The 13823-nt window shown below is 63.8% G+C and carries 13 protein-coding genes; 5 read left to right on the forward strand and 8 right to left on the reverse strand.

The window, feature by feature from the left end; genetic code table 11:
- Nucleotides 1–109 precede the first annotated feature (109 nt).
- Entirely contained in the window at nt 110–259 is a 150-nt protein-coding gene (locus DVK01_RS22315; RefSeq protein WP_004517997.1) for a hypothetical protein, read from the forward strand.
- 147 nt (nt 260–406) lie between these two features.
- Here the strand turns inward: DVK01_RS22315 and dpsA are convergent, their stop codons facing one another.
- Together dpsA and DVK01_RS15960 are read right to left on the reverse strand one after the other, a co-directional pair.
- A complete protein-coding gene (gene dpsA / locus DVK01_RS15955) occupies nt 407–940 on the reverse strand; it encodes a DNA starvation/stationary phase protection protein DpsA (protein WP_101351437.1) in 534 nt (177 codons plus the stop codon).
- 178 nt (nt 941–1118) lie between these two features.
- Nucleotides 1119–1508 (reverse strand): hypothetical protein, encoded by a 390-nt coding sequence (locus DVK01_RS15960; RefSeq protein ID WP_121537532.1) that lies wholly within the window; start codon nt 1506–1508, stop codon nt 1119–1121.
- Nucleotides 1509–1641: 133 nt separating this feature from the next.
- Here DVK01_RS15960 and acs point away from each other — a divergent pair, with 133 nt between their 5' ends.
- A complete protein-coding gene (gene acs / locus DVK01_RS15965; RefSeq protein WP_121512296.1) occupies nt 1642–3747 on the forward strand; it encodes an acetate--CoA ligase alpha subunit in 2106 nt (701 codons plus the stop codon).
- Nucleotides 3744–4820: a phosphotransacetylase family protein gene (locus DVK01_RS15970; RefSeq protein WP_101350066.1), complete on the forward strand. Its 1077-nt coding sequence runs from the start codon at nt 3744–3746 to the stop codon at nt 4818–4820. Before acs ends, DVK01_RS15970 begins: the two co-directional genes overlap by 4 nt.
- Nucleotides 4821–5014: 194 nt before the next feature.
- On the opposite strand, the gene bioD is transcribed toward DVK01_RS15970, so the two are convergent.
- From bioD to bioB, 4 genes are read right to left on the reverse strand one after another with little or no spacing between them, the layout of a single operon-like run.
- Entirely contained in the window at nt 5015–5749 is a 735-nt protein-coding gene (gene bioD / locus DVK01_RS15975) for a dethiobiotin synthase (RefSeq protein ID WP_101350065.1), read from the reverse strand.
- Nucleotides 5746–6948, reverse strand: a complete 1203-nt coding sequence (locus DVK01_RS15980) for an 8-amino-7-oxononanoate synthase (RefSeq protein WP_121537534.1) — start codon at nt 6946–6948, stop codon at nt 5746–5748. The genes bioD and DVK01_RS15980 overlap by 4 nt, the downstream gene beginning before the upstream one ends.
- Nucleotides 6949–6969: 21 nt before the next feature.
- A complete protein-coding gene (locus DVK01_RS15985; protein WP_121537536.1) occupies nt 6970–8055 on the reverse strand; it encodes a transcriptional regulator in 1086 nt (361 codons plus the stop codon).
- Nucleotides 8056–8057: 2 nt separating this feature from the next.
- Nucleotides 8058–9173, reverse strand: a complete 1116-nt coding sequence (gene bioB, locus DVK01_RS15990) for a biotin synthase BioB (protein ID WP_101350062.1) — start codon at nt 9171–9173, stop codon at nt 8058–8060.
- Nucleotides 9174–9278: 105 nt separating this feature from the next.
- Here bioB and DVK01_RS15995 point away from each other — a divergent pair, with 105 nt between their 5' ends.
- Nucleotides 9279–10094, forward strand: coding sequence for a heme-copper oxidase subunit III (locus DVK01_RS15995; protein ID WP_101350061.1), 816 nt, complete (start codon nt 9279–9281; stop codon nt 10092–10094).
- 22 nt (nt 10095–10116) lie between these two features.
- On the opposite strand, the gene DVK01_RS16000 is transcribed toward DVK01_RS15995, so the two are convergent.
- Together DVK01_RS16000 and DVK01_RS16005 are read right to left on the reverse strand one after the other, a co-directional pair.
- Nucleotides 10117–10638: a hypothetical protein gene (locus tag DVK01_RS16000; RefSeq protein ID WP_121537538.1), complete on the reverse strand. Its 522-nt coding sequence runs from the start codon at nt 10636–10638 to the stop codon at nt 10117–10119.
- Between the two features lie 3 nt (nt 10639–10641).
- Nucleotides 10642–12924, reverse strand: coding sequence for a DUF6789 family protein (locus DVK01_RS16005; RefSeq protein ID WP_121537540.1), 2283 nt, complete (start codon nt 12922–12924; stop codon nt 10642–10644).
- Between the two features lie 176 nt (nt 12925–13100).
- Between DVK01_RS16005 and coxB the strand changes: the two genes are divergently transcribed.
- On the forward strand, nt 13101–13820 hold the full coding sequence (gene coxB, locus DVK01_RS16010) for a cytochrome c oxidase subunit II (RefSeq protein ID WP_121537542.1): 720 nt from the start codon (nt 13101–13103) through the stop codon (nt 13818–13820).
- Nucleotides 13821–13823: the final 3 nt, after the last annotated feature.

Consider the following 13823-nt stretch of genomic DNA (forward strand, 5'->3'; position numbering starts at 1 on the left):
TAGCAGTGGCCAGCGTCTGGGAGCCTCCGTCGCGGTGCCGGCGGCTAGTGTCCACGGGTGATTAGGCCAACCAAAATCCTTTTAGCTTTAGGGGTGCCTAACTCTGGTAATGCCATCACAGACGGACGATGTCGAGGCCTCCGAGGATCGCCCGGACGTTGCAGCACTGGACAGCGGTGCTGACAGAACCGTGTTCACCGAAGACGGAAACCGAGACGGCTGGATTTCGACCGACGTAACTGTCGACCTTCGACGATAGTCCGTTCGTCCCCGCTCGCGTTTCTCATTCCTTCGCGTTTCGGACTGCTCCCTGCCGGAGCGACTCACCTCACCTCACGCTGTACTCCCCGTGGTAAATGGGGAACTATCCGGGAGGAGAAACTGAGAGAGAAAGGCTTGTGCCGAGTTAGTCCATGACGAGCGTGTCGTCTTCGAGGTAGTGCTCGATGTGGTGGGCGTCTTCTTCCGTCTGCACGATGATTTCACGGAGGATCTGCGCCGTGGCGTGGTCGCCGAGGTTCTCCGCGAGATCGATGTGGTCACGGAGCGACTCGATGACGTCGCCGTACATCTCGAGGTCGTTTTCGAGCGACGTCCGGATGTCGTACACGTCCTGCCCTTCCGGTTCTACCGATGCGTGCTCTTCCTGTGCCTTGCCACCGGCGATGGGCGTGCCACCGAGAGCCTGCGCTCGCTCTGCAAGCTCGTCGGCCGCCTCTTCGGCGTGCTCGGCGGCGTCGCCGAGGAACAGGTGGAGGTCGCGGAACTCAGCACCCTCAACGTTCCAGTGGTGCTTCTTGACCTGATGATACAGCGTGTACGTGTCTGCCAGGTCCTGATTCAGCGCGTTGATTACCTGCTCGGACTTCTCCTTGTCGAGGCGGAGTTCGTTCTCTTCGACTTCCCCGAACTCGCGTCGGACGTGCTCTTGTGTTGGCATGGTCATTTTATCGTATAAGTGGAAGCCACTTAAAGATTGTTTTGTGAAAATATGTTTTCGGGAACCCAAAAATTATATTCTCAGATGGAATGGCTGGTTGCTTGAAGTGAAATATTATCCATCAATCACAACTGTCGCTTTCGCCCGGCTTTGACACCTGATATAAGAGGGAAGACGCCTACTGGGGCGACGGCCTGGAAACAACCAGCGCGACAGCGTTCTCACCGATAGCGCCGCTCTCGACCGCTGTTTCACGGAGGACCTGCTCCTGATGGACTGCGACGACCGCAGCGAGCAGGTAATCGTCGAGGCCGAGATGCGTGCCATACTCCTCCCAGACGGTTTCTCTGACCGCCACGAAGAACGTCTCTGGAGTGCGGTGTAGTACTGCGTCGTCGAATCGCTTTCGCCATTCGTAAACGAGGTCCTCGACACCCGGATTCTCGCGCATCGTTCGCTGGTGGTCGGCGAGCGCGGATCGTAACTGCTTCTCGTCGACCCTGTTCGTCTCCGCAACTCCACGGACTACCGTGTCGTCAAACGGAGCCAGGAGTGTTGCGTCAGTCATCGGACGCCGCTACGGGAGTGACGAACAAAAACACCGTCACACCGAAATCGCGGTAATGAATCGTCTAGATTCCCGCTCGCTGGGAGTTCCCCACACATATATTCGGGCCCCACTGTAACCACCGAGTAGAGGCATGGGACGATTATCGACGTTGTTTGCGCCGGAACGTGTCGCAGTGGTCGGGGCGACCGATTCGGAGGGGTCCGTCGGTCACGCGGTCACCACGAACCTGCTTGATTCGTTTACAGGGGAGGTCGTGGCCGTGAACCCGAACAAAGAGGCAGTACATGGATTGCCGTGTTACGACAACCTCGCCGGCCTGGATGACCCTGGGTCGGTCGATGTTGCCGTCGTCGTCGTGCCGCCGACGGTGGCGGTCGATGTCATCGAGAACGCCGGGGAAGCGGGTATCGAAAACGTCGTCGTTATTACTGCTGGCTTCGGTGAAACCGGCAGTGACGGGGCCGAACGCGAGCGACGGCTCCGCGAGGCGGCCCGCGAATACGACCTGAATCTGGTCGGCCCGAACAGCCTCGGCGTGATGTCGACACCCGTCGGGCTCAACGCCACCTTCGGCAATGTGATGGCCAGCGACGGCGACATCTCTTTTATGAGCCAGTCGGGCGCGTTCATCACCGCCGTGCTGGACTGGGCCGCCGAGCGCGACGTTGGCTTCAAAGACATCGTCTCGCTCGGGAACAAGGCGGTACTCGACGAGAGCGACTTCGTCGCCGAGTGGGGCGACGACCCCGATACCGACGTTATCCTGGGCTATCTTGAGGACATCAACGACGGGTCGTCGTTCGTACAGACGGCTCGTGAGGTGACACAGGACACGCCGATTGTCCTCGTCAAGTCCGGCCGGACGGACGCGGGTGCGAGCGCGGCGGCCTCCCATACCGGCGCGATGGCCGGATCGGAGCGGGCCTACGAGGCGGGCCTCGACAAAGCCGGGACGCTCCGCGTCGAATCCGTACAGGAACTGTTCGACTACGCCCAGATTCTCGCGGGCCAGCCGCTCCCGGACGGAGACGAAATCGCTATCGTGACGAACGCCGGCGGTCCCGGCGTGATGACGACCGACGCGGTCGGCGACTCGGACCTGCAACTCGCGCAGTTCGGTGACGAGACGTTCTCCCGGCTCCGCGAGGAGATGCCCGACGAGGCCAACATCTACAACCCAGTCGACATCATCGGCGATGCGCCTGCGGAACGCTTCGAGACAGCACTGGAAACGGTGCTGGCGGACGACAATGTCTCGATGGCCGTCGTCGTTGCCTGCCCGACGGCAGTGCTTTCCTTCGAGGAACTCGCGGAACGCGTCGTCGAGCAGCAGGAGCGGTTCGAGAAGCCCGTTGCGGCGACACTGATGGGCGGGAAGTCGGTCGATGCCGGTGCGAACGTCCTGAGCGAGGCGGGCGTGCCGAACTACTTCGACCCGGCCCGCGCCGTCGGGAGTCTGGACGCGCTCAGACGCTATCGTGAGATCAGGGCGACCGAGTACGAGGAGCCGACGACCTTCGACGTGGACCGCGAGCGGGCCCGCGAGATACTCGAATCCGGTGCCCGGCGCGGGTCGAATCGGCTCGGTGTGGAAGCGATGGAACTGCTTGACGCGTACGGGATTCCGACACCGCAGGGCGATGTCGTCTCCTCACCCGTCGAAGCAGAGGCTATCGCGGAGGAGATCGGCGACGACGTGGTGATGAAAATCGTCAGCCCGGACATCCTGCACAAGTCGGACATCGGCGGCGTCGAGGTCGGTGTCCCCGTCGAAGACGTCCGAGATACCTACGAGGACCTCGTCGTCAGGGCGCGCAACTATCAGGAGGACGCGACGATTCTCGGCGTTCAGGTACAGGAGATGGTCGACCTCGAAAACGGCGTCGAGACGATCCTCGGAATGAACCGCGACCCGCAGTTCGGGCCACTGCTGTTGTTCGGCCTCGGCGGTATTTTCGTCGAGGTGCTCGAAGACAACACTGTCAGTGTCGCCCCTGTCAGCGAGACCGAGGCAAGAGGGATGCTCGACGACATCGACTCCGCACCGCTGTTGCGCGGTGCGAGGGGCCGCGACCCCGTCGACGAAGCGACGCTCGTCGAAACCATCCAGCGGCTCTCGCAACTCGTCACTGACTTCCCCGCTATCGTCGAACTGGACATCAACCCCCTCGTCGCGACGCCCGACGGGGTGCAGGCGGTCGACCTGCGGCTCACCCTCGACCAGGAGAAACTATGACCGACACGAACACGCTACTCGTCACGTCACTGGAGGAAGGTATCGGCAAGACGGCTATCACGCTCGCGCTAGCGACGCGCGCCCACGACGCGGGCTACGACGTCGGCTACATGAAGCCCAAGGGAACGCGCCTGCGGAGCGCGGTCGGCAAGACGCGGGACGAGGACCCGATGCTCGCCCGCGAACTGCTCGATCTGGAGACCGACCTCCACGACATGGAACCCATCGTCTACTCGCCGACGTTCATTCAGGAAGCCATCCGCGGGCGTGAGGACCCGGATGACCTCCGCAAGCGACTGCAGGAGGGTATCGAGGCGTGCTCGGACGGGACCGACCTGCTCCTTGTCGAAGGGAGCAGCGATCTGGCGACTGGCAGTATCGTCGATCTTACTGACATCGATATCGCGGAGCTGCTCGACGCCCGCGTGCTGTTAGTCACCGGCTACGACACGCCCAGTGACACAGACGAAATTCTGTCTGCGGCCCGGGCAATCGGCGACCGGCTGGACGGCGTCCTGTTCAACGGCGTCACCGACGCGACGGTCGATGAACTCGCAGACGACGTGGTTCCGTTCCTCGAAGGCGAGGGGATTCCAGTCCACGGCATTCTGCCGCGTGACCGCTCGCTCGCCGGCGTCACCGTTGCCGACCTCGCCCGGAATCTCGGCGCGGACATCCTCACTGGCGATGCCAACACCGACGTACACGTCGAGCGGTTCAGCGTCGGCGCAATGAGCGGGAGCAGCGCGCTCGAACGCTTCCGGCGGACGCGCGATGCCGTCGTCGTCACCGGCGGTGACCGCTCAGAGGTCCAGACCGCGGCCCTCGAAGCGTCCGGTATCAAGGCGCTCCTTCTCACAGGTGGGTTCCAGCCCCCCAGTGCGGTTATCGGACAGGCGGCCGAGAAAAACGTCCCAGTGCTGTCAGTCCAGTCGGATACGCGGACGACGATAGACAGGGTTGAGGAGGTACTTCGAACCGGGCAGACGCGCAACGAGGCAACGGTCGACCGTATGCAGACGCTACTTGACGACGGTGTCGACATCGAAACGCTGCTGTCAGTCGATCTGTAGGACCGTCGTTTCGGCTGGGGGTTAGTTCGTTCCTAACGGAACACGGTCCCGCGCTACGGGGTAATCTCCAGATGAAACGTGCCTTACTATTTTAGTGATCGGTAGTCAAGCATCAGATGGAGCCTCACCGGCTCCGTAGTGTCACACGACGGGGGTCTGCCCCCGTTCCATCCCCTTGGGCAACGCACCGACAGCTACTGCTTGAGAGCCGGCTGTAACACTGACTGCGGGAGATGCGTTCTGAGGACGTCAACCACGCAGTCCGCCGGTTCGATGTCAAGCGGTGGAACGGACCAGACGGCACATCCAGTCATCCGCTCGATTACCTCCGGATTCGTGCGTTCTGCGGTCGTCGCACCTTCGTATTCGTTGAGCACGACACCGACGACTGGCACGCCTCTCCGGCGGAGCGCCTGGACTGTTAGCGCCGTGTGATTGAGCGTGCCAAGCCCCGAACGGGCGACGACCAGCGCAGGAAGCCCGACATCCCCGACGAGGTCGATGACCTCTCGACCGTCCGCCAGCGGGACACGCAGGCCGCCGATACCTTCGACGACGGCTGTCTCGCTCCCTGCTACGATGTCGGCGACCCCGTCGCGAATCGCCTCGTAGGAAAGCGTGACATCCTCGGCTGATTCTCTCGCGGCCACTTCCGGTGCCAGTGGCGGCGACAACCGTTCCAGACAGACTGCGGCGTCCGCGGTCCCGCAGACGGACTCGACGAACGCCGCGTCGTCGTCCGGCGGATGTCCGGTCTGGCAGGGCTTGATAGCGACCGCCTCCGTACCCGCGTCCCGTAGCCAGCCCGTCAGCCCGGCGGTCATAACCGTCTTGCCGACGCCGGTGTCGGTGCCGACGACAAACACGCCGTCCGCAGCGATGTGGCCAGTCCCGCGGTCAGAGCCCGAATCCCCACTTGTGTCGCTCATAGCACATCCACCGCTTTGCCCGCGGTTCGGAAAGCGTCGAGACACCGCGCAATGTCGTCGTCGGTATGTGTCGCCATCGGCGCGACCCGGATACGAGCGGTCCCCTCTGGTACCGTCGGCGGCCGAATCGCAGGGGCAACGATACCGTGGTCGCGCAGGCGGTCGGCCAGCTCCAGCGCGTCCCTACGGTCGCCGACGACGACCGGAAGAATATGCGTCTCGCCAAGCACCTCGTAGCCCATGGTCTCCAGCCCGTCCCTGAGTGTCGCCACGGTGTCCCAGAGTGCCGTCGTACGGTCAGTCTCGCGAGCGATTCGCAGCGCCTTTTGAGCCGCCGCGGCGTTCGGTGGCGATAGGCCGGTCGAGAAGACAAACGACCGCGCGGCGTTCAGCAGGTATTCAATAAGCACTTCGTCGCCGGCGATATAGCCACCCTGGCTCGCCAATGCCTTCGAGAGCGTGCCCAACTGCACATCGACGCGGTCACTCAGCCCCTCGCGCTGGACGACACCGCCACCGCTGTCACTGAACAACCCCGTCGCGTGTGCCTCATCGACCATCACCCACGCGCCGTACTCGTCGGCGGCGTCGCAGATAGCCGACAGGGGCGCGATATCTCCGTCCATCGAGAACACAGAATCGGTGACCACGAGCCACTGTTCGTCCCCGTCGACATCGGCCGCTCGCGTGTCCAGTTTCGCCCGGAGGTCGTCCGGGTCGCAGTGGTTGTAAACGACCGTCTCGCTCGCCCCGACGCGACAGCCGTCGATAATCGAGGCGTGGTTCAGTTCGTCCGAAAAGACGACATCCGGGGCCAGCGCGTCGATAGTTCCGATGTTGGCCGCGTAGCCCGACGAGAACACCAGGGCTCGCTCGGTCCGTTTCGAGGCCGCGAGGTCGCGCTCCAGCCGGCGGTGGACCCGCGTGTCACCAGTGACCAGCCGTGAGGCCCCTGCGCCGGTCCCGACAGTCCGTGCGCCAAGTTCGGCCGCTCGCTGGACCCGGCTGTCGTCGGCCAGCCCGAGGTAGTTGTTCGAGGCGAAGACGGCGGCCTCGTCCCCGAATTCCGGTGGTTCTCCCTTCGGGTCGTCGGCAAAGCGGGTCCGCGCCGAGACGGACTCGGCGACTTCCAGATGCCGGCGGAGGTTCTGTGCCTCGCGCTGTTCGAGTCGGTCGTTCAAATCGAAGCCGTGAGTCATGAAAAACAGAATCAAGCGGTTTCAGAAGCCGGGCATCAGGTCGGCAGGGCCGAACACACCGTAGTGCCCGGCGCGGTTGTTGCGGACGCCGGCTTTCAGATAACCCAGTGCCGGCCCGTTGACGTTGGCCTCCATGCTCGTCACATCATCCAATTCGAAGGTATTCGTTCCCGTTTCCCCGTCGAATGTTGTGCCCGTCACGCTGACCGTCGTCGTGGTCGGTTTCTCGTCCGAGCGCACGTCGAGGACGCCGCCGACGTGGACGTCCTCGGCGTCACAGATGCCCGCACGCTCCAGTAGCACGTCGTCGGCGTGCTCCATGTCGTGGAACTCAAGCACGCCGTCGTGTTCGTCGATGAGTTCCTCGATTTCTGCTTCGCTCATCTCCCGGGCTGTCTCGATGTCGTAGCCGTCGAGATGGGCGATGTCCTCCCGGACCGTCCCCCGGTTGTCCTCGTAGCCGGACTTGAGGCCGACGCCCCACCAGATCTCGACTTCCTCGACCTCGACGAAGGACTGGGCGGCGAGCGCCGCCGCGCCGGTCAGGAAGCCGGGGGTCGCGCCCGCCCCGCAGACGAACGTGATGCCCGACTCCTTCAGTTTCGCCTCGCGGTCGTCGAGCATCCCGATGACGCGGGAGCGCTTGAGCACATCTATCATGACTCCCTCGTAGTCGGCCTCAGCGAAGCGCTCGGCCACGCGCGGGATGAAATCGTGTTCGAGGTTCGGCAGTGCCAGCAGAACGGCGTCGACAGCGTCGCTCTCGTGGATAACGTCGTCGATGGGCGTTTCTGTGGGTTTCCCCTGTTCGCTTGCGATAATGCCGGCCTCCTCGCCGTGCTGTTTGACGCCGTCGGATTTGGCGGCGGCCGCGCCGCCGTCGGTCGCAACGTCGTCGTCGTCGAATCCGCCGTCTTGTGGCCCACTCGCGATATTGCCTTCCGTCGCCGCCAGCAGTTCGTCCACGTCGAGACCGTCGTGGTCGATCGCCACGCCGTTGCGGTCACAGGCCGCGACGGCGGTGAGGCCGTCCTTGTGCTGTGAGACTTCGAGCGTCCGCCGTCCGATACCACCGGTTCCAAGCACTGCAAAGCGTATGTCGTCCATTGTCAGTCGTCGGATTTGAGCTCTGATTTGGTCTGTGCTGTTCCTGCCGCCGTCTCGGTGTCTGTCTCGTCGGTCGCGCGTTCTTTGACCGCCTCGGGGTCGAACTCGTTTGCTTCGGTGTTCGGTTCGAGCCCGGCCTCCGCCATGATTTCGAGGTCGTCGGCGGCCGTCTGGCCCTCAGTAGTGAGGTAGTCACCAGTGAGAATGCCGTCCGCGCCGGCCTCCAGTGCGGCCACCTGTCCGTCCGTATCGAGATTTACCTCGCGCCCGCCGGTCAGGCGCACGCGGGATTCGGGATGGAGCAGGCGATACACTGCGATGGTCTTGACGACCTCCTCGGTCGTGATGTCGGGCAGCCCCTGTTCGGCCATGGGGGTTCCAGCGACCGGGTTCAGGATGTTCACCGGAAGCGAGGAGATCCCGATATCTTGCAGGGCCATCGCCGCGTCGACTCGGTCCGTCGGGGACTCGCCCATCCCAAGAATTACGCCGGCACATAGGTCCATGCCGGCGTCCTTGGCGACCCGGAGCGTCTCGACCCGCTTCTCGAAGGTGTGGGTCTGGACGACCTCCGGGAAGTATCGGGGCGAGGTCTCGATGTTGTGATTGTAGTGGTTCAGCCCCTCGTCGGCCAGAATCGCCGCTTCCTCCTCCGTGAGGATGCCGAGGCTGGCGTCGACCTCCACGTCCGTCTCGTCACGGACGAGGCGGATGGCTTCGAGGACCTCCTCCCACTCCTCCGGGCGGTTCTCCTTCGAGACGCCCTTCTCGGCGACGACGATTCCGAACCGCTGTGCGCCGTCGCGCTCTGCCCGCTGTGCGGCCTCCAGTATCTTCTCGGGGCCGAGGAAGCCGTAGTTGTCGATGCCGGTGTCGAAGTGGACCGACTGGGCGCAGAAGCCACAGTCTTCCGCGCAGTTGCCGGCTTTGGCGTTTACGATTGAACACGCATCAACCGTGTCGTCGCCCAGTTGCGTGCGGACGTAGTCGGCCCCGGCTGCCAGGTCGTCGACCGGCTGTGCGATGAGTGCTAGCCCGTCCCGGCGGTCGAGGCGTTCGCCGTCAAGCACGCGGGCGACGGCGTCGTCTACCGTTTGGTTGCCCGTCTCGTAAACCACACTCTCGGTGTCGGTTGACGGTCTGATAAAGATTCGGGTGAGTCCGGCGATGGATGTGTCAGCCGCGGGGGTACGGTTTTACCAGCCCCGGTGCTACAGACCCGCATGGCTGGTTCGACGGAGACGGGAACCGAACACGTCGCCGAAGACGGCCACGAACACCGGAGTCGATGGCCGCTCGTCGCTGCAATCGGTGCCGCGTCGCTGTATCTGAGCGTTGGTCTGGTGTTCGTCGGGCTGGACCTGGTTCCGACCGTAGTCCCGCTCGCGCTAGGCGTACTCGGCGCGGGCGGTCTCGTCGCGGGGCTCGCTGGCTGGGCCAACGAGGCGTTCATCGCCGACTACCTGCAGCGGCCCGGAGACTCCAGCGCAGACCTGTACGCCACGACGATGATCCTGTTCCTCGTCTCCGACGTGGCGACGTTCGCCGCTGGCTTCGTCTACTACGCCGTCATCCGGGCCGGGTCGTGGCCGCCGGCCCACCTCCCGCCGCTGCTCGGCTCGCTCGTGGTCGTCAACACGGCGCTACTTCTCGCTAGCAGTGTGACGCTCCACTACGGGCATGAGGCACTCGAAGACGGAAACCGGAAGCGGTTCCTCGGCCTGCTCGGGGTGACGCTCGCGCTCGGCGTCGTCTTCCTCGGCGGACAGGTGTACGAGTACTACGAGTTCGTTGCCGTGGAGGGCTTCGGCATCGGCTCGGGGGCGTTCGGGAGCGCGTTCTACGGCCTGACCGGCCTCCACGGCCTGCACGTCGCGCTCGGCGTCCTGCTGCTCGGTATCGCGTTCGGTCGCGCGCTCCGGGGCCACTACACGCCCGAGCGGGACACGGCTATCCGGACCACGTCGCTCTACTGGCACTTCGTCGACCTCGTGTGGGTGGTCCTCGTTGTCGTCCTCTACGTCGGCGCTGCGCTCTGAATGAACGCCGAGTGTATGGTCGCTACTTCGACCGGCCGGCCCGCTGTTCTAGCCGCACCAGTCGCCGGTACAGGGGCGGGGCCAAGATGCCGAGAAAGCCCAGCGCAATGGCGAACACGCCGAGCGGAAACTGGAGCGGCGCGGCCGCGAAACAGGTGTTCTCGGCGACGAGAGTAACGTAGTACCGCTCGCCCTCGTAGGTAACGATAGACCCGCGACGGAAAGCATCGGCGTTGGGTACGCTACCGACGACTTGTTCCTCATCGACCGGGTCGTCTACAGCCGTCAGAAACGCCGTCTGCTCTGCCGAAGAGAGGTCTTCGAAGGTTACCTGTGGGAGCCGCGGCCCCTCGTCCCCACCGAACCGCTCGGCGGTCTCCTCCGGCCCTTCCACGCCGATAGTCGGGTTTCCGCAGTTCTCCAGCTCCGGTTCGATAATTGCGTAGCCGCCGGGCACGGCTCCGGCGATACCGACTGCGATGAGCAGGACGCCGACGAAGGGCGCGAGATACTGGAACACGAACGAGTCAGCGCCGTCGCTCATCTGTCAGCCGCCCCCATCGGTCCGGGTCTGTAGCACCTCGTCCGATTTGAGATACTGGAAGGTCACGGTCAGCCCGATGCCGTACGCCCAGTGGGAGACGACGACGAAGGTGAGGTAGCCGACGAACGCGAGCCCGCTCTGGCCGGTGTAGAAGGCGATGGCGAACCCGCTGGAGATGAGCGTCGCAAACACCAGCCCGGTTTCGAACAGCAGGCGACCGGGGAGGTAGTCGGAGAACGCAAGGAACAGGAGCGGCCAGGTGACGGTCCCGCCGATGAGGAACAGGACTGCGCCGATGGCCGGGCTCGCGGGCAGTCCGACCAGTTCGGCGATTTCACCGAACGAGACGGGGTCGAGGACGCCGATGAGTATCGCTGTAATAAGTCCGCCACTCATCAGGACTGTCCCGACGAAGCCGCCGGCTGCGGCCATCCAGGCGTTCCGAGAGACCGTCTGGGCGACGGTGCCGACGCCGCCGGCCAGCCCAGTCGGTTCGGCTTCAGGGGCGTAGGAGCGCCGCGTCGTCTCCGGCTCCGTCGGCTCCATGTCGTACTTGTCCATCAGCCGCTGTTCGAACCACTGCCACTCGCGGGTGAACTGGTTCGTCGCCTTCAGCCCCCACGGGTCCGTCGTCGTCACGGGCGTCCCCCGCCAGTAGGAGACGAGCATGTTGTACAGCCACAGCAGGGCGCTCAGGCCGATGACGTAGCCGCCCACCGTCGCAATCTGCTGGGCGAACTGGTACTCCGGCGGGTAGATGGCCTGCCGCCGCGGGAGCCCCAGCCCGCCGATGACCAGCAACGTCATGAACGTCACGAACGAGCCAAAGACGATGAGCAGCGACTGGAACCGCGCCAGCCGCGTGTCGTACCACCGGCCGGTGATGAGCGGGTACCAGTAGTAGCTCGCGGCGATCATCAGGAACGGAATGATACCGACGACGATGAGATGGAAGTGCCCGACGACGTAGTAGGTCCCGTGATAGAGGATGTCGACGGGGATGACGGCGAGGAACACGCCGGTGACGCCGCCGACGATGAACGTCCCGATGCCGCCGGCACACAGAATAAATGGCGCAGTCAGCCGGATGTCCCCTTCCCACATCGTCGTGATCCAGTTGAACACCTTGATGGCGCTCGGGACGGCGATGGCGATGGAGACGGCCATAAAGGAGAGTTTGACCCGCGGGTCAGCACTTGTCGTGAACATGTGATGGGCCCAGACGCCAAAGGAGAGGACGCCGAGCCCCAGCGTCGAGTAGACGATGAACTGGTAGCCGAACAGTTTGCGGCCGACGAACTTCGGCAGGATGAGGCTCATCAGCCCCGTCGCCGGGAGAAAGAGGATGTACACTTCGGGGTGGCCCCAGAACCAGAACAGGTGTTGCCAGAGGATGGCACCGCCGCCTTCGGTGGCGAAGAAGGCCGTCCCGAGGTTCCGGTCGAGCAGGAGCATCACGAGAGCGCTCCCGAGCAGCGGGAAGGCGAACAGCGCAATCCCGCTTGTGACAAGCATATTCCACGAGAAGATGTCGAGATTTGCCCAGCTGACGCCCTCACCGCGCTCGTAGACGATTGTGGTGATGAAGTTGATGGCTCCGACCGTGGTGGCGATGCCGGAGAGATGCAAGCCGAGCAACAGCAGGTCAATCTGTGGGTTCGGTTGCTGGACCGACAGCGGGGCGTACAGCGTCCAGCCGACGCTCACCTCCCGCATCGTGAGGAAAAACCGGATGGCCTCCGCCGGGAGCACCAGGTTCAGCACCTGGCCCAGCACCTGAATCAGGAGGCCCATCCGGACGAGCAGCAGCGCCGGGGGCAAGAGCCAGAACCCGACGGCGTTGACCCGCGGAAATGCCATATCGTCGGCCCCGATGAGCAGCGGCAGGACGTAGTTCCCGATGCCAAAGAACACGGGCAGGACGAAGAATATCAGCATCGTCAGCCCGTGCGTTGTAAACAGCGCGTTGTACGTTTCCGGCGTCCAGATGTCCGCCGGCGGCGTCAGCAGTTCTGTCCGGAGCATCATCGCGTCGACACCGCCCCATAGACCGGCGGCAGTGCCGAACGCGATGTAGAGCAGACCGATATCCCGGTGGTCCGTTGTCGTCAGCCAGCGGTACACTTCAGACTGGAGTCGACCGATTTCGAATTCAATCTCCTCTCGGGTCGTGTAGCCGCCGTCGCTCTCCGGTCGTGCTTTCTGCCGCTCCCGGAGCCACAGAAGAAGCACCGCCAGCGCCAGCACGGCCAGGGCGGTCCCCTCGACGATAGCCCTGTTCAGCATCTGTCTGTGGCTCGGCACGCCGGGACGAGTGCTCGGTCAGTCATGCTATACGTTACCACTTTCTGACAGGCCCACGGTCATAAAACTACGCAGGGGGCTTGGGTCCGTAGCAGTCACGGCCTCTATGTCCGTGGCTTGGGCAAGTTATTTGACATGCGAATTGGTACAGTGTGACAATGCGTCTCCGACGGCGCGTGATACAGGCAAGTCTTGTCGTGGTCGGACTCTCGCTACTTGCTGCGCCGGCCACAGCGCAGTCGGTCAACAGGGCGGCTATCGACGACCTCAACGAACAGCTCCTGTACGTCGCTCTGCCGCTGACATTGTTCGTCGAACTCACGCTCGTGTACGTGATCTACCGGTTCCGGAACAACGACGACCCGCAACCGACGGTCGACGACCCGGCGCTAGAGGTGACCTGGACGGCCGCGACGGGCGCGATACTCGTCTTCGTCGGGATTTCGGCGTTCGTGGTGATGGCGAACCCCTACATCACGCCCGCGGCGGCCCAGGCCGCCGACGGGGACGACGCCTTCGCGGACGACACCGAGATAGACGTGCTCGCCTACCAGTGGGGCTGGGAGTTCTCCTACGCAGAGGCGAACGTCACGACTGAAGAACGGCTGGTCCTTCCCGCGGACAGGAACGTCACGTTCAGGCTGCAAACGACGGACGTGATTCACGCGATCTACATCCCGCAACTGGGCGTCAAACAGGATATTTTCCCCGGCCGGACGATGACAGCCAGAACGCGCGCCACTGACCCCGGCGAGTACCGGCTGTACTGCGCCGAGATGTGCGGGGCCGGCCACAGCAAGATGGACGCCACTGTTGTCGTCAAGAACCAATCGGCCTACGACGCCTGGCTGGAGAACCGGACGGCCACGGCGGGCTGAGCC

Origin of the sequence: Haloarcula sp. Atlit-120R (genome assembly GCF_003665885.1) — an archaeon.
GTDB lineage: Archaea > Halobacteriota > Halobacteria > Halobacteriales > Haloarculaceae > Haloarcula > Haloarcula taiwanensis.